Annotated in this window: 17 protein-coding genes and 1 riboswitch; of the genes, 13 read left to right on the top strand and 4 right to left on the bottom strand. The window is 39.0% G+C overall.

The genetic code is table 11. The features are described 5' to 3' along the window. Positions 1 to 89: 89 nt before the first annotated feature. The gene (locus ACE198_RS09905; protein WP_251461070.1) at positions 90 to 1,472 is read right to left on the bottom strand and encodes a S1C family serine protease; all 1,383 of its coding nucleotides are present in this window, start codon (positions 1,470 to 1,472) and stop codon (positions 90 to 92) included. 211 nt (positions 1,473 to 1,683) lie between these two features. Between ACE198_RS09905 and wecB the strand changes: the two genes are divergently transcribed. Further along, on the top strand, positions 1,684 to 2,826 hold the full coding sequence (gene wecB / locus ACE198_RS09910; protein ID WP_375375427.1) for a non-hydrolyzing UDP-N-acetylglucosamine 2-epimerase: 1,143 nt from the start codon (positions 1,684 to 1,686) through the stop codon (positions 2,824 to 2,826). A 22-nt stretch (positions 2,827 to 2,848) separates the two neighbouring features. Next, positions 2,849 to 3,235 (top strand): SMU1112c/YaeR family gloxylase I-like metalloprotein, encoded by a 387-nt coding sequence (gene gloA2, locus ACE198_RS09915; RefSeq protein ID WP_375375428.1) that lies wholly within the window; start codon positions 2,849 to 2,851, stop codon positions 3,233 to 3,235. A 110-nt stretch (positions 3,236 to 3,345) separates the two neighbouring features. Here gloA2 and ACE198_RS09920 read toward each other — a convergent pair whose 3' ends face one another. Continuing rightward, positions 3,346 to 3,969 carry a hypothetical protein gene (locus ACE198_RS09920; protein ID WP_375375429.1) on the bottom strand — a complete coding sequence of 208 codons (624 nt, stop codon included), beginning with the start codon at positions 3,967 to 3,969 and terminating at the stop codon, positions 3,346 to 3,348. 294 nt (positions 3,970 to 4,263) lie between these two features. Between ACE198_RS09920 and ACE198_RS09925 the strand changes: the two genes are divergently transcribed. Beyond that, entirely contained in the window at positions 4,264 to 4,920 is a 657-nt protein-coding gene (locus ACE198_RS09925) for a 5-bromo-4-chloroindolyl phosphate hydrolysis family protein (RefSeq protein WP_098575053.1), read from the top strand. Then, positions 4,917 to 6,095: a toxic anion resistance protein gene (locus ACE198_RS09930; protein ID WP_251461060.1), complete on the top strand. Its 1,179-nt coding sequence runs from the start codon at positions 4,917 to 4,919 to the stop codon at positions 6,093 to 6,095. Before ACE198_RS09925 ends, ACE198_RS09930 begins: the two co-directional genes overlap by 4 nt. A gap of 104 nt (positions 6,096 to 6,199) precedes the next feature. Here ACE198_RS09930 and ACE198_RS09935 read toward each other — a convergent pair whose 3' ends face one another. Continuing rightward, positions 6,200 to 6,946, bottom strand: coding sequence for a M15 family metallopeptidase (locus ACE198_RS09935; RefSeq protein WP_375375452.1), 747 nt, complete (start codon positions 6,944 to 6,946; stop codon positions 6,200 to 6,202). A 240-nt stretch (positions 6,947 to 7,186) separates the two neighbouring features. After that, a riboswitch (cyclic di-GMP riboswitch) is annotated at positions 7,187 to 7,272 on the top strand. A gap of 49 nt (positions 7,273 to 7,321) precedes the next feature. Between ACE198_RS09935 and ACE198_RS09940 the strand changes: the two genes are divergently transcribed. The 7 genes from ACE198_RS09940 to ACE198_RS09970 all read left to right on the top strand — a co-directional run bounded on the left by ACE198_RS09940 (position 7,322) and on the right by ACE198_RS09970 (position 12,052). Next, positions 7,322 to 7,486, top strand: coding sequence for a hypothetical protein (locus ACE198_RS09940; protein ID WP_180230158.1), 165 nt, complete (start codon positions 7,322 to 7,324; stop codon positions 7,484 to 7,486). 128 nt (positions 7,487 to 7,614) lie between these two features. Beyond that, positions 7,615 to 8,046, top strand: a complete 432-nt coding sequence (locus tag ACE198_RS09945; RefSeq protein ID WP_375375430.1) for an SRPBCC family protein — start codon at positions 7,615 to 7,617, stop codon at positions 8,044 to 8,046. 205 nt (positions 8,047 to 8,251) lie between these two features. Next, positions 8,252 to 8,392, top strand: coding sequence for a hypothetical protein (locus ACE198_RS09950; RefSeq protein WP_375375431.1), 141 nt, complete (start codon positions 8,252 to 8,254; stop codon positions 8,390 to 8,392). 516 nt (positions 8,393 to 8,908) lie between these two features. Beyond that, positions 8,909 to 9,469, top strand: coding sequence for a dTDP-4-dehydrorhamnose 3,5-epimerase (gene rfbC / locus ACE198_RS09955; RefSeq protein WP_375375432.1), 561 nt, complete (start codon positions 8,909 to 8,911; stop codon positions 9,467 to 9,469). Positions 9,470 to 9,472: 3 nt separating this feature from the next. Continuing rightward, positions 9,473 to 10,312: a dTDP-4-dehydrorhamnose reductase gene (rfbD, locus tag ACE198_RS09960; protein WP_375375433.1), complete on the top strand. Its 840-nt coding sequence runs from the start codon at positions 9,473 to 9,475 to the stop codon at positions 10,310 to 10,312. A 16-nt stretch (positions 10,313 to 10,328) separates the two neighbouring features. Continuing rightward, positions 10,329 to 11,309 (top strand): dTDP-glucose 4,6-dehydratase, encoded by a 981-nt coding sequence (gene rfbB, locus ACE198_RS09965; protein WP_375375434.1) that lies wholly within the window; start codon positions 10,329 to 10,331, stop codon positions 11,307 to 11,309. Positions 11,310 to 11,326: 17 nt separating this feature from the next. Then, positions 11,327 to 12,052 carry a sugar phosphate nucleotidyltransferase gene (locus tag ACE198_RS09970; protein WP_375375453.1) on the top strand — a complete coding sequence of 242 codons (726 nt, stop codon included), beginning with the start codon at positions 11,327 to 11,329 and terminating at the stop codon, positions 12,050 to 12,052. A gap of 84 nt (positions 12,053 to 12,136) precedes the next feature. Here ACE198_RS09970 and ACE198_RS09975 read toward each other — a convergent pair whose 3' ends face one another. Next, positions 12,137 to 12,805, bottom strand: coding sequence for an LbetaH domain-containing protein (locus tag ACE198_RS09975; RefSeq protein ID WP_375375454.1), 669 nt, complete (start codon positions 12,803 to 12,805; stop codon positions 12,137 to 12,139). 423 nt (positions 12,806 to 13,228) lie between these two features. Between ACE198_RS09975 and ACE198_RS09980 the strand changes: the two genes are divergently transcribed. Further along, a complete protein-coding gene (locus ACE198_RS09980; protein WP_375375435.1) occupies positions 13,229 to 14,770 on the top strand; it encodes a UDP-N-acetylglucosamine 2-epimerase in 1,542 nt (513 codons plus the stop codon). Further along, on the top strand, positions 14,742 to 14,900 hold the full coding sequence (locus ACE198_RS09985) for a hypothetical protein (RefSeq protein WP_375375436.1): 159 nt from the start codon (positions 14,742 to 14,744) through the stop codon (positions 14,898 to 14,900). Before ACE198_RS09980 ends, ACE198_RS09985 begins: the two co-directional genes overlap by 29 nt. Positions 14,901 to 15,163: the final 263 nt, after the last annotated feature.

Genomic DNA, 15,163 nt, shown 5'->3' on the forward strand with positions numbered 1-15,163 from the left:
GTATTTATAGAAAGGGGACGTAGTCTCCACTACATCCCCTTAATCTATAGGTTTTATCTCAATATATTATATTGGTGTCAGGCACCAGATTATTCCTCGTCTTTTTTCTGCTTTTTCTGTGCCTCTTGGAGGGCGAGGAGGATGTCTTGGACGTCGATTTTCCCGTCGTTATTTAGGTCTGTTAGTGTATTTTCTGGCCCTGTTTCCGGCGGTGTTGCCGTTGTCGGGGTTGGAGAAGTCAGTGTCTGAGCAACAGCTGGCTGCTTCGGCCTAAAAGCAAAGGTAAACAACAAGAGAATGATAATGAGAACTCCAGATACACCATCCACGATATAGAAGGTTGTGGCGTAATCGGACCAGAGTGTCTTGCTGCTTCCCATTTTCTTCTCAGCATTCGCGATATATTGTTTGATTTCGGAATGATTTGGGTAAATCCGCTGAACCGCCTCGAATTTTTCTAACGCATGCTTATAGTAGCCGCCCCAGTAAAGATTAAGTCCTTCTTGGTAAAGTTTATCCGTTTCGCTCTTTGCATTTTTCGCCCCAGCTTGGTTTACAAATTCTTTGACCGTATTAACAGGAACGGCAAAGTTAAAGCCTTGAACTTCCTGGCCATTAACTGTGTCACCCCTAAAGGTGAGCAGCCCAATGATTTCCCCTTTTGTGTTGATGACCGGCCCGCCGCTATTTCCATGCGTGGCAGCCGCATTAATTTGAATGACCGGGCTTCCTTGATCTGTCTTTTTGGAAGTAGCCGAAATTTGACCGGCATTCATCGAAGAAACCAGCGACGAATCAGGTGATAATAGATCCGAATCGGCAGCAGCAGGATATCCGCTGACCCAAACATTATCTTGGTTTTGGATATTATCTGAATCACCAAGAGGTAAAGTCGGCAGATTTTTGCCCTCAATTTTTAAAACCGCCACGTCTTTTCCTTCGTTAATTGGGGCACCATAGCTTTTTACTTCTCCATCAAGGACATCTCCGCTAGGTAAAATTACTTTTAAAACCTTTTGAATTCCCGAGTATTGTGTGTACTGGACCATATATTTATAGGCAGTTTCATAGTCGACTTTAAAATAATCCGCGATGATTGTTACTAGTTGTTCAAAGGCAGCATTGGCAATTTCCGCATCTTCCTGTTGGGTCGCTTCCACCACATGTGCATTCGTAACGATATAGCCGTTCGAGCTAATAATGGCCCCTGAGCCTGAGCCTCCCACAACAGATTGGTTATTTAACTTCTCTAATATGGCGATAACTTCAGGATCATACGGATTATTAAACTGCCATTGTACAACAGCATAATCTACGATTCGAACCACTGCTGGCTTCGAGTATTCCGCAAGTTTTTGGGCTTGAGCGATTTTGCCAGCCTGTGGTTTAAGATTGATTAGGAATATAGAAGCCACCATGACCGCAATAAGCAGCAAACTGATAGGGATGGTAATAAGGGCCCTTTTTTTCAAAACATTATTCACTCCTAGGTTGGGTATTTTTCGAAATTTACTCTGCAATATATTCGCCCTAGCGAGAAAAGTAATATTGTACAAAGAAATTTTTAGAAAACAATAAGGTGACATTGGAAGGGAAAGAATATGATTTTTTCATAAATGAGCAATCTTTGGTATCATGTTAGTGAATGAAATATTATGGATTGAAGGATACTTGGAGGCCGCTATGGATAATCAATTGAAGGTAATGACTGTATTTGGAACGAGACCGGAAGCGATAAAAATGGCTCCCTTGGTAAAAGAATTAGGGAAATACCCTGATCATATTAAACCGATTGTTACGGTTACTGCTCAGCACCGGGAGATGCTTGATCAGGTGTTGCAAATTTTTGAAATTACTCCTGATTATGATTTAAATATAATGAAAGAACGGCAAACCTTGCTAGAAGTAACAACCCGGAGTTTAGAAGGGCTCAATCAAGTTCTTGCGGACGTCAAGCCGGATATTGTCCTGGTCCATGGTGATACGACGACCACCTTTGTCGCGAGCTTAGCTGCTTTTTATCATTCGATTCCGATTGGACACGTTGAGGCTGGACTCCGGACTCATAATAAATATTCCCCGTACCCGGAGGAAATGAACCGTCAGTTGACAGGGGTGTTGGCAGATCTTCACTTCTCGCCAACTTCCCAATCGAAGCAAAATCTTTTGATGGAAAATAAGCGGGAAGCCGGGATTTATATCACTGGAAATACGGCCATCGATGCGCTAAAAACCACAGTGAGAGATAATTATACTCACCCTGTTTTAGACAAACTTGGGAATGACCGGTTAATTCTTATGACGGCCCACCGCAGGGAAAACACAGGGAAGCCAATGGAAAATATGTTCCGTGCGATTCGACGGTTGGTTGAAAAGCATGTGGATGTTCAGGTGGTGTATCCTGTCCATATGAATCCAGTGGTTCGTGAGATTGCTAATCGTGTACTGGGCAAACACGAAAGGATTCACCTCATCGAGCCGCTAGATGTGATCGATTTCCATAACTTTGCCTCAAGAGCCTATTTGATTTTAACGGACTCTGGCGGTGTCCAGGAAGAGGCGCCATCCCTAGGTGTACCCGTATTAGTATTGCGCGATACCACTGAACGGCCAGAAGGAATTGAAGCGGGCACGCTAAAACTTGCAGGAACAGATGAGGAAACAATCTTTGACCTTGCGGATGGGCTGCTGTCAGACCCTGTCGCCCATGACAAGATGGCTCATGCCTCGAACCCTTACGGAGATGGCTACGCTTCTGAACGCATCGTCAAAGCTATCCTCCACCACTTCGGAAAAGAGGAACGGCCATCGGACTTAGGAGAATGATTGATTAAGGAGATATGGTTAAATGAAGTTAAATAAGATTCATCATGTAGCGGTAATTTGTTCGGATTATGAAAAATCTAAGGATTTTTATGTACGAGTTCTTGGGCTCACCCCGATAAATGAGGTATATCGGGAGGAACGGGATTCCTATAAGCTTGATTTAGCAGTAAATGATCAATATCAAATTGAATTGTTTTCGTTCCCGGCACCAGCTGAACGGCCGAGCTATCCTGAAGCAGCTGGATTAAGGCATCTTGCATTTGAAGTAGATGATATCGAAGAGGCAGTTCAATATATGTCCAATCATCATGTGAATGTTGAGGACGTCCGTGTAGACCCCATAACAAACAAGAAATTTACCTTCTTCGCAGACCCAGATGGGCTGCCGATTGAACTGTATGAGCGGTAGCTTTACCTAATTCAGTTTATGAAAACCCAATGAATTGCCAAAAAGAGCAGGACCCATGGTCTTGCTCTTTCTTTAAATGTAACGGAGTAGTTCTTGCCTTGCAGCCAGAATTAAAATCTTCCCCAGTCATACCTTGGACTAGGCAGGCCATATTCACTTGGGGACCATGTGCCATAGCCGCTTAAACTAGGAGATGGCTGGAACGGTTGCCCATACATGTTCATATTCGGTCCAACTCCTGGGTAACCCGGGCCTCCGCCAGTCGGATAGCCTAAGCCAATACCCCCGCCAAAAGTGCCGCCAGGTCCGGGGCCGTATGGATTGAAACTTTGACTAGGTGCTCCAGGGAATCCTCCGAATCCACCATAACCAGGGAATCCTCCATAACCTCCTCCAAATCCATAACCTCCTGGATTAGCTGCATTTGCCAGCCCGGCCCCACCTAAATACCCTAAACCAAGGCCAAGCAGGCTCGAGCCTAATGACCCAAGATTTAATCCTGGATGTCCCCCATGTCCCCCATGTCCCCCATGTCCCCCATGTCCTCCATGTCCGCCATGGTTATGGTGCCCGTCATGATTGTGATGCTGTCCACCGAAATGATGCTGTCCCCCGGAATGATGATGCCCGTCATGATTGTGATGCACTCCGCCCCCATGATATTGTCTTTGAAAATTCAGCTCATTTCCTACACTATTTTGATACTCCATTGGCATATAATAAGGTTGATACATATCTATTCTCCTCTCTCCTCACTACCTGTATCTATCCTATGCATCTAACAAACTGACTCTTGGGCAGAAGCCTACAGTGGGGGTACGACATCCCCCACTACCTAAAAATACGTCTCAAGTCCTAGATTTCTTTCCGTTTGAAGTCTATGGCGGGGAGGAGTTTTTTCCTGTATTGTGGAAGTAGTTAATGGAAGTAATTTTCTTTTTGGCATATATTTTAGAGGGAAATGAAACATTCCATTGCATTCATTCGTAGGAATATAAAGATGTCTTAAGTCAGGAGTCGATCCAAATATGAACCCGATTTTGTCGTTTCTTATCCGCTCATCTGCGGCCGTCCCAATAACCATCTTAACGTGGCTGATCAGCTATTTTCCTTTTGACCAAACCTTTTGGGCAGCAACGGGAATCGCCTTAACCACAGGACTGCTTACTCATTTTATTCTTGGCATTGTGATGAACACCCGCTTTTTAAAAAAGCATCAAATATCCAGAAAAGAATATCGGTACATAAGGAAGAACCTTATGGAAGCCAAACAGAAAATCAATCGCTTGAATAAAAACCTATTTTCGATTCGCGATATTTCATCTGTCAAACAAAGAATTGATCTCATAAGAATTACAAAAAAGATACACAAGATGACAACCAAAGAACCGAAGCGTTTCTACCAAGCGGAGCAGTTTTATTTTTCCCATTTGGACTCCATTGTGGAACTCACCGAAAAATACAGCTTTCTATCTTCCCAGCCGAAAAAGAACATGGAGATGGGCCAATCTCTCATCGAAACCCGTCATACTCTTGATGAACTCACAAGGGTAGTGGAAGAGGATTTATACAAAGTGATTTCAGATGACATTGATCACTTGAATTTTGAAATTGATGTTGCAAAGCATGCTCTCAATAAGGAAAAGAGCGCTAAATTCCCGGAAGAAAATAGGTGGCTAAAATGACCGAAAACAACCCAATTCAACCAAGTAAAACTGGTAATTTATTAGATGATATCCTTGCTGATCCTTTTGGAGGTCAACTGGAGACGGCTAAAAGCCCAATCCAGCAAACGAGCGAGGTGAAACCTGTCAAATTAATTGATGTGATTCCGGAAGAACATCGGGCCAAGGCCTATCAGATTGCCGAGCAAATCGATCCGACAAACCATCAGTCGATGATTCAATATGGTACCCAAGCCCAAGGTAAGCTGCTGTCATTCTCACATACGATGCTTGAACATGTGCAGAAACAGGATGTGGGGGAAATCGGGCAGATCATTAGCGATTTAATGAAGCGGCTGGACGAAGTGAATCCCGATGACTTGAAGGATGGGAAGCCATCCTTATTTGCTCGTATGTTTGGAAAAATTTCAAGCTCGGTTCAAGAAGTGCTGTCCAAATATCAAAAAACAGGTGCACAAATTGACCGAATAAGTGTAAAACTAGACCGCAGCAAGAATGTCTTGATGTCCGATATAAAATTGCTCGAACAGTTGTATGAGACCAATAAGGAATACTTCCATGCCTTGAATGTCTATATTGCTGCTGGGGAGATTAAGCTGGAGGAAATGCAGGAAAAGACGATTCCTCAGCTGAAAAAAGCAGCGGAACAGACCAATGATCAAATGAAGTTTCAAGAAGTGAATGATATGATCCAGTTTGCGGATCGGTTGGATAAACGTCTGCATGATTTGAAATTAAGCCGAGAAATTACCATTCAAAGCGCACCGCAGATTCGTTTGATTCAAAATACGAATCAAGCGCTTGTGGAAAAAATCCAATCTTCGATCATGACGGCGATTCCATTATGGAAAAATCAAGTCGCGATCGCCTTAACCTTAATTCGCCAGCGTCATGCGGTTGAGGCGCAAAAGCAAGTTTCGAAAACAACCAATGAGCTGCTGTTGAAAAATGCAGAAATGCTAAAAACCAATACCATCGAGACGGCGAAAGAAAACGAACGAGGAATCGTTGATATTGAAACCTTAAAGAAAACACAGGAAAGCCTGATCACGACACTCGAAGAAACAATGCGAATCCAAGAGGAAGGCCGCCACAAGCGCCGCATAGCCGAGCAGGAACTAGCGTCAATGGAAAACGACCTTCGATTAAAACTACTAGAGATAAAAGGGAAATAAAAAATAGGCCCTCGCTGCAACCAAACATGTGCAGCGAGGGCCTATTTTATTAAAAATGATTTTGGTGTCAGGCACCAAAATCAAAATCAAAATATATCAGTTATTCACTTATTCACAACGGTGGCGTCCACATATTCTTCAAGTGTGATGCCGCGTTCCATGATTTCTTTGGCGATTGTTTTACCGACGTAGCGTAGATGCCATGGTTCGTATTGATAGCCGGTGATGTCGTCTTTGCCTTTCGGGTAGCGGATGATAAAGCCATATTCCGCTGCATGATCTTCGAGCCAAACCGCTTCATCAGTACCCCCGAAGCAGTCCTCGGCGGCACATTTGCCATCCCCGCCCGTTACATCAATGGCAAGGCCGGTTTCATGTTCGCTCGTTCCTGGAACAGCACTATATTTTCTTGCTGCCTCATATCCATCTTGGTTCACGTAATGGTTGAACAACGCTGCTTGGGTAGCATGAGACCTGTAGGCAGACACCCCTAACAGATTCACGCCCTGTTGTTTAGCGCCGGCAAATAATTTTTCAATTGCTGCACCGGCATCGGCTCTCATTTGCCGCTTTTCTGACTTTTGTTTAAAGGTAAAGGGGATATCTGGATAAATTAAATCGCTTGGCTGAAATTGCTCGGGCAGTTTATTGCTTTTATTCACAAGAACAGGTATAACTTCTTGGGAGGAAATCGCTTGGTTGTTAGTATTCTGTTGTTGAACTTCAGCACGAGGAGAACTATTCTGCGACAAGTTCCCTTCATTCTGAAAAAAGTGAAATTTCCCTGTGCAGCCTGCTAATGAGAGTGTAAACACAACAAGAAATAGAAAAACAAACCGTATCTTAAACATAGTCATAAATTCACCCCAGTAACATCATGGACAGGAACATCGACTTTAAAACGTCTTTTTCCGCTGTTCCTAAGGTATTGTATACGGCGTGGGAATTTTAAGATGTATTAACCAGCCCATCAAGCATTTAGCTGCAACCAAAAAAGGGTAGAATAATTTTCCAAAGATTGATAGATTGTGGGTCCAAAGGCACTTTTATTTTATAAATTAGTTGCTTATATTCTAAATAAACACATAAATCGTACGAAACGGCAAAACCATTGAAAAGTGGTGACGCAAAACTATAGGGGCTAAGGTTTTAAGAACGATGCTTGCCAGTTACCGAACACGATCACTCCTGCGATTTATGTTCATCACTAATGAGGGGGATTTTTTGTGTTGAAAATGTTTATAAAGTGCAGATATTACTATCATTTACTCCAGCACCGCCACAATGAACTATTAAAGCAAGACTGTCTGGACGAGGAATTAAGAGCCAAGCTAATCGTTAGAGCAAGTTATCATAATAGTAAAGCATTTGAATTCGCCTTAAAAATGTAAATGAAACCATATATGTAGGGAAAGCCAGTGTTGTGATACCGGCTTTTTTTACGTTTTATGGTATAAAATACTTCCATAGGACAACCATTACATGTAGAAACGTTAATGATTGAGAGGGGATTTACTAAATGTACAATCGGACAAAATTTAAAATCATGAAACCAGTGAATGAGGTGTTTGAGGCTTTCGTGGACCCTGAGAAAATCAAGAATTTTTGGTTCTCATCAGCTGCAAGATGGGAACAGGGCCAGACCGTCACACTTAGATATGAAGAATACAATGCCGAAGTAGTTATTGAAGTCATCGAGGTCTTGCCCAACAAGAAAATTGTGTACCGCTGGGGGACAGATGGGAAAGGAAATATAGTAACGATTTCACTCGAAGAATTGGATTCTTCAAGCACCATCATTGAGATTACCGAAGAAGGATTTAGAGAAGATGACGACGAGTTCATGAGTAATCTTCTGGATAATAAAGAAGGCTGGGTCTTTATGTTGACCTGTCTAAAGGGATATTTGGAGTTTGGTATTAACCAGTTAAGGGGAGCCATCGTTAAATAATGAACGGAGCTTGGATAAATCCTGCTCTATTTAGTTAAAGTGAGTCTGTTGCTACGCACATCATTTGCTCAAGACTTTGAACAAACTAACAATGAAAGCAGGCTCGTTCAAACAGTTGCTATGCGGCAAGAATGTTTTCGGCAAAATTCCTATAGAAATAGTTTCCATCAACATCGGGCACCCTATAAAAAAAGGGGGTGCCGCGATGAAGCAGAATGAGGATAAAACGAGTGAAGGCTTAAATGAAATTTTTGAAATCATTAATGCAAAAGGTGACACGGGAGAGTTAAAGGAAATTGTTGATCGATATGACAGTGAAAATCCGGCAGAAGACTCGAATAGATAATGACAAAGGCCTAGCCATTTCGCTAGGCCTTTTGTAATGGGGAATGTGGATATATTAATATGAATTGTGGGTAAAGTTGTTAATTTTGTGGATAAAACTGTGGGTTTTGTGGATATTTTCATCCATTAGTCAATATTTTTGGAAAACTCAAAATTTATTCATACAATCTGTGTATAAAGGTTGAAATACTGTGGATATCTCCGTCGATTGTGTGGATATAACCAGTATTAATGTTGATAAGTTGTTATTATCCTCGAATAAGTCCACCAGCATCGCTAAACAGGCAGGCTGAGTTTATATTTGGATACCAAGACCATAAGGACCTATTTGGTCCTTTATTGCTTTTGGTTTTGTTAAACTTGTCTGTGATTTCCGCTCCTATCAACAGAGTGGAAAAACAGCAATAACCTTTAACCAATTCTTGCTTAAAAAAATTTCTTGCCGGAGGAATATTTTTTGCAACATGTTTTTACTAAATAGCAAGAGTCCGCATACATTAGTACGAGGTGATGTAATTTGAATGTAATGGAAACATTTTTGCCAGGAGTTAAAATTATTGATCCTAAGATTTATGGCGATCATCGCGGCTGGTTTATGGAGACGTATAGTCACCAATTATTTCAACAAGCCGGGATTGACTGCAATTTTGTCCAAGATAATCAATCTTTTTCCGCAGCAAAGGGGACTTTAAGGGGTTTACATTATCAATTGAATCCTAAAGCACAAGCCAAGCTTATTCGTTGTACAAAAGGGGCCATTTTTGATGTAGCGGTTGATATTCGAAAGGGAAGCCCGACGTTTGCCCATTGGTTTGGGATAACTCTAAGTGCAGATAACAAAAAGCAGGTATTCATTCCAAAAGGATTTGCCCATGGATTTATGACATTGATGGATGATGTGGAAGTCCAATACAAGGTTGATGAGTTATATGCACCAGAATTTGACTGTGGAATTAGTTGGAATGATCAAGTGATTGGCATTAAGTGGCCACATGATCTTACCCCAATATTATCGGTAAAAGATGAAAATGCCCCACCCTTATCAAAAGCTAACAATAATTTTATCTATGGAGTGTAAACCATGAAAATTCTAGTAACCGGATCTACTGGCCAGCTCGGATATGATGTTGTTCGTGAAGGGGTGAAACGTGGCTTAGACATGATTGGTTTTGGTTCTAAGGATTTAAACCTTGTGAATGAACAGGTGGTGTATGAGCGAGTAAACGCAATTAAACCTGATGCTATTATTCATTGTGCTGCCTATACGGCTGTTGATAAGGCAGAAGGTGATCAGGAAAACTGTTGGGATGTTAATGTGAACGGTACGAAATATCTAGTAAATGCTGCAAAAGCAGTAAAGGCTAAGTTTATGTATATAAGTTCAGATTATGTTTTTGATGGAATCGGCGAGGTCCCGTTTAAGGAAACAGATGAACCCAATCCTGCAGGCTATTACGGATTAACAAAATATGAAGGAGAAAAAGTGGTAAAGTCCGTATTAACTGATTGGCTCATTGTCAGGATTTCATGGGTTTATGGGATAAATGGACACAATTTTGTTAAAACGATGCTTAGGCTTTCGGAAACCCGGAATGAATTAAATGTAGTAGGGGACCAAGTTGGTTCACCTACGTATACATTGGATTTAGCCCCTTTATTATTAGATATGATTCAAACAAACAAATTTGGAATCTACCATGCAACGAATGAAGGGTATTGCAATTGGGCGGAATTTGCGGAAGAAATTTTTCGAATCACTGGAAAAAAGGTAAGAGTCCATTCTATTCGTACCGAGGAATATCCTACTGTGGCGATTCGTCCAAAAAATTCACGTCTGTCTAAACAAAAATTAATGGAGCAAGGATTTAATCCACTGCCAACCTGGAAAGATTCATTAAAACGTTTTTTACGCAATTTATAAGCTGAGGTGAAAATCTATGGTAAGGACTAAAATTCTTGTCACGGGTGGAGCCGGGTTTATAGGTGGAAACTTTGTCCAATATATGGTGAAAAAATACGAGCATTATCAAATTTATCATTTAGATGCATTAACCTATGCTGGTGATCTTACTAAACATCGTGATTCAGAAAAAAAAGAGAACTACCACTTTATAAAAGCAGATATAACTGACCGGAACCTAATTTTTTCGACTTTTAAAAATGAAAAATTTACCCACGTTGTTCACTTTGCTGCAGAAAGTCATGTCGACCGTTCGATTGCTGATCCAGAGATCTTTGTCCGGACCAACGTGTTAGGAACACAGGTGTTATTGGATGTAGCCAAACAATATGGTGTGAAGAAATTTATTCATGTTTCCACTGATGAAGTCTATGGTGAACTAGATTTTGATACGTCCTCCTTCTTTACAGAAGATACCCCACTAAAACCTAATAGTCCCTATAGTGCGAGTAAAGCATCATCTGATCTATTGGTACGAGCTTATTTTGAAACCTATGGTCTGCCAATCAATATCACTCGTTGTTCCAATAACTATGGCCCCTTCCAATTTCCTGAAAAATTAATTCCGCTAACGATTTTACGAGTATTAAATAACGAAAAGGTACCGGTTTTTGGGCACGGTCAAAATATTCGTGACTGGCTCCATGTCCTCGATCATTGCGCGGCCATCGACCTTATCCTTCATCAGGGCGCGAACGGGGAGGTTTATAATATCGGCGGACATAATGAACGAACAAATATAGAAGTGATTAAAACGATTATTAACTTTTTAGGAAAGTCTGAAGAATTGATTGAATTTGTACCAGACCGCTTAGGTCACGACAAGCGTTACGCGATAGATCCTTCTAAATTAGAGAGGTTAGGTTGGAAACCAACATATACTTTTGATACTGGCATTGTTCAAACCATTGATTGGTATCAGGATAACAAATGGTGGTGGGTAAAAAAGAGAAAATAATGGAAAGGAATGAAAAGATGAAAGGAGTAATATTAGGTGGTGGTAAAGGCACCCGTCTTGATCCATTTACCAGAATAATCAACAAACACTTGCTCCCGGTTGGTCCATATCCAATGATCTATTGGCCGATAAATAAGTTGAAACAAGCAGGTGTTACGGAGATTTTAATTATTACTAACAAGCAAGACTTACGTTCATTTAAAGAATTATTTGGTAATGGTGATGAATTAGGTGTTAAGTTGACATATACCGTTCAAAGTGAAAAAGGCGGAGGTATTGCCGATGCCTTAGTATGCGCAAAATCTTTCGTTGATAATCAATGTATCGTTATGTTAGGGGACAATCTGTTTGATGATGATTTAAGACCTTTTATTGAGGATTTTCAAAATGAACCTTATGGTGCAAAAGTGCTCTTAAAAGAAGTGAAGGATCCTAAGAGATATGGAGTTGCCATATTAGATGAAGAAAAAAAAACTATACTTTCCATTATTGAGAAGCCTGATAATCCCAGCTCGACATTTTGTGTAACAGGTGTTTATTTTTACGACAAAAATGTATTTGATTTAATTGAGTTACTACAACCATCGACACGGTCAGAATTGGAGATAACAGATATAAATAATCTCTATATTAGAGGAAAGGGACTTCGTTATGATATTTTGAAAGGCTGGTGGCTTGATGCAGGAACTCATGAAGCTTTATTTGAAGCGAATAAACACTTCTTTGAAACCCGCCTTGAGTAAAGTTACCTAATAAAATAATCGTAAGCCCGTCCAGATTGTTGGACGGGCGGTAATAATGGCGAGGTTTGTTGAAGGTCAAAATGGTCATTTAGTAGCCCATTTTGATTGAAAAAATTTCTCCATATATTCCTTAGTTTTTTCTTTTATGGTCAAGTTAGGTGAACTTCCAAACACAATACTATTGTCAGGTATATCAGTATCCTTAATATAAGTATTTGCTGATATTAAACAGTTTTCCCCTATTTTACAGTTGCCAATAATTGTTACACCAGAGAACAAAATCACATTTTTCTCAAAGGTAGGAAAAATGCCGTGGTTATTACCTACAGTACAATTCTGTGAAATAGAAAAAAAGTCGGAGTATTTAGCCCTGCCCATTACAGTTCCAACTGGATGGCTTAATGAAAAAATGTCTGGAAGTTCCACTTCAAAGTATAAATCAAAAGAGTTTAATAACTTATTAAGGCAATAAACTCTAGTTGCCAGGCTTTCATTATTGAATTTTTTCCAAATCGTATTCGATAAATAGTATAGGAACACCGCATATTGATCAGTTTGAAAGGGATTAAAGTAAACTTGTCCATCTTTTGAATAATATTTATTTTTATTAAATTTGAAATTATATTCTGTGCGATCTAAAGCAATATTTATCGCTTCTTCTAGTACTTTAAGTTCCTTTGTTTTATCGAATATTAGCAAATTATTTAATTGATTAGCAACTAAACTAATTAATTCTTCTTTCATAATAGACATTAACACGATAATCTACCTCCTAAATAATCCTGTGACAACCAATAACCCTTTCAGTTTGGAAAAGTAATCAATAAAGATTGTGTAATCGTGATTACTTTATAATATTGAAAGATCATTACTATTGTTCACAAAATTTTTACCTTTTCTGAAAAAAATGAGTCCATTTATAATAAATGCCTGTCCAAAAATAGGCCATAAAATTAGTTGATTTTAATAAACGAAAAAGATGAAAATTTCATAGAATATTTAATGGGGGAGTTGACTTGAGCTTTTTCACCTAGGGTAATTATGAAACTATACGTAGGAGTTTTTATCTTTTGCCTACATAAAAATTTTTCGGGTCAGAGTTTAATAGAATTACCGAATAAACTAACTAAAACTAGTAAATACTGGGACAAAATTATAATAAGCAGGAGTGATTGTGTGAATACATTTTTTACGCATTATTGGTCTTTATTTATTGATTTTATTGAAGATTTTCAAGAAATAAAGTACAAGGGCATACCTTTACCTTTATTTCCTGCCTTTCACATGTATATAGATGACAAAATAAATGCACATATGAAAATGGAATCATTTGGCGAAACATTAAGGAATACAATCCAAGTAGAAAATCAAATTCAACTGCACTTTGATAGGTTCCTGAATACCATTATTGCTCACAATTCTAATTTAAAAAAAGAGGGGAAAATTCTTATACATGATGGAGATTGGCTGCGTTTTCCACGTGAATATTTAAGTACTTTTGATAAAAGTAAAACGGAGTTTTTGTTTTCGGTAAAAATGAAAAATAGTCGATCTTATCGTATCTATATTCAAAACTTGGAGGAATTGGGGACTGTTCATATTTTAGATCACTATCGTGAGGATGTAACAGGGGTAACGAATGAGTTAATAAAAAACGCTCAGTCTTTATTTTCCCAATATCATGATCATCCCGTTTATGCTAATAAAAACTTTCAAAATAAATTTATAGAAGATATTCCCTTAATGGTAGACTTATTGACGGCCTATGATAACTTTTTCAATAAGGTTGATATATCGTGTGTGATAGTCGGAAATACAAAAGGTATGTTCAGCCGAATTCTTTCCTTGATGGCTAAGTCAAAAGGAATACTAAGTATATGTACCCAGCATGGCATAATAGGCAACGAATTAGGTTACATGCCTGCATTTGCATCTAAATACGCTGTTTTTGGTCCTTATGAACAACGATGGTACCAACAACAGGGTGTGTCAAGTAACTCCATCGAAATTACGGGTCATCCTCGATTTGATTCAATCTCCACAAGGAAATATATGTCAAAAGCGGAGTTTTGTAAGAATCTTCAAATCAGCCCTGAAAAATATATTGTTTTTATTGCCACCAATTTGACCAGTCGTATTACTAGTTGGGCAAACTTCTTTCATCAACTAGCAAAAAATCCTCAATTAACGATCATCATAAAACCGCATCCTTCTGAAGCAAAAAAGTTAGGAATAAATCATTATGAAGCAATTAGTTCAACAATTAGTTCAAAGTACAGTTCCGTTCATCTTGTTTCTCCATCAATGGATTTGTATGATATTATCGCGAATGCCGATATAGTCGTTCAAGAATTATCAACCGTTGGTTTAGAAGCGTTGTTATTTGGTAAACCCGTATTTTGCTTACGGAAAGAAGACTATTATAATATAAATGACCGTTATTATTATGAAAATTTAGCAAAATTTACACATTATGACCCTGTAAAACTGGCAAAAATGATTATTTATTATCTGGAAAATAATGATATAAAAAAAGAATACACAACAATCAAAGAGGATTTTCTTGCCGATAGCTATCCGCAAAAACTATCTGGTCCAAAATTCCATGAGTTTTTATTCCGTGTTACAGGCATTAATACCGATGCCAAAGATAAGGAAACGGTTATGGAGACTGTTAATGAGACCCTAGATGAAATCGTCGATAAAAATCATGAATGAAATCGTTGATGGAATGCTGCTTTATGGAAGCGGTCCTAAAATTTATTTAATTGTGGATGGAGAAAAATGTCACATTACTTCTATGGCTGAATTCAAAATCTTGGTATTACATCAAGGACTATTAAAATAGTAAGTGAAGACACACTTAAAAAAATACCGGATGGCCCTCCTATAAAAACCTAATTAAAACCTGCACACAAAACAGCCCCTACTTATGAAAAAAGTGGGGGTTGTTTTTAAAATAGGTGCAGAGGATTTCTTTTCTTAAAGAATACCAGTTTGGAAAAGTATTCAATAAAGATTGTATGATTGTGATTACTTTATAATATTTAAAGATGATTATAAATTGTTCAGGAAATTTTTACTTTGTGAAAAAAATGAGTCCATTTATAA

Origin of the sequence: Neobacillus sp. KR4-4, assembly GCF_042136325.1 — a bacterium.
Classification (GTDB): Bacteria; Bacillota; Bacilli; order Bacillales; family Cytobacillaceae; genus Neobacillus.

Excerpts from the sequence above, each read along its gene's own strand:
- wecB (WP_375375427.1), top strand. The coding sequence starts at position 1,684 with ATGGATAATCAATTGAAGGTAATGACTGTATTTGGAACGAGACCGGAA.
- gloA2 (WP_375375428.1), top strand. The coding sequence starts at position 2,849 with ATGAAGTTAAATAAGATTCATCATGTAGCGGTAATTTGTTCGGATTAT.
- ACE198_RS09920 (WP_375375429.1), bottom strand. The coding sequence starts at position 3,969 with ATGTATCAACCTTATTATATGCCAATGGAGTATCAAAATAGTGTAGGA.
- ACE198_RS09925 (WP_098575053.1), top strand. The coding sequence starts at position 4,264 with ATGAACCCGATTTTGTCGTTTCTTATCCGCTCATCTGCGGCCGTCCCA.
- ACE198_RS09930 (WP_251461060.1), top strand. The coding sequence starts at position 4,917 with ATGACCGAAAACAACCCAATTCAACCAAGTAAAACTGGTAATTTATTA.
- ACE198_RS09935 (WP_375375452.1), bottom strand. The coding sequence starts at position 6,946 with ATGTTTAAGATACGGTTTGTTTTTCTATTTCTTGTTGTGTTTACACTC.
- ACE198_RS09945 (WP_375375430.1), top strand. The coding sequence starts at position 7,615 with ATGTACAATCGGACAAAATTTAAAATCATGAAACCAGTGAATGAGGTG.
- ACE198_RS09950 (WP_375375431.1), top strand. The coding sequence starts at position 8,252 with ATGAAGCAGAATGAGGATAAAACGAGTGAAGGCTTAAATGAAATTTTT.
- rfbD (WP_375375433.1), top strand. The coding sequence starts at position 9,473 with ATGAAAATTCTAGTAACCGGATCTACTGGCCAGCTCGGATATGATGTT.
- rfbB (WP_375375434.1), top strand. The coding sequence starts at position 10,329 with ATGGTAAGGACTAAAATTCTTGTCACGGGTGGAGCCGGGTTTATAGGT.
- ACE198_RS09970 (WP_375375453.1), top strand. The coding sequence starts at position 11,327 with ATGAAAGGAGTAATATTAGGTGGTGGTAAAGGCACCCGTCTTGATCCA.
- ACE198_RS09975 (WP_375375454.1), bottom strand. The coding sequence starts at position 12,805 with ATGTCTATTATGAAAGAAGAATTAATTAGTTTAGTTGCTAATCAATTA.
- ACE198_RS09985 (WP_375375436.1), top strand. The coding sequence starts at position 14,742 with ATGAAATCGTCGATAAAAATCATGAATGAAATCGTTGATGGAATGCTG.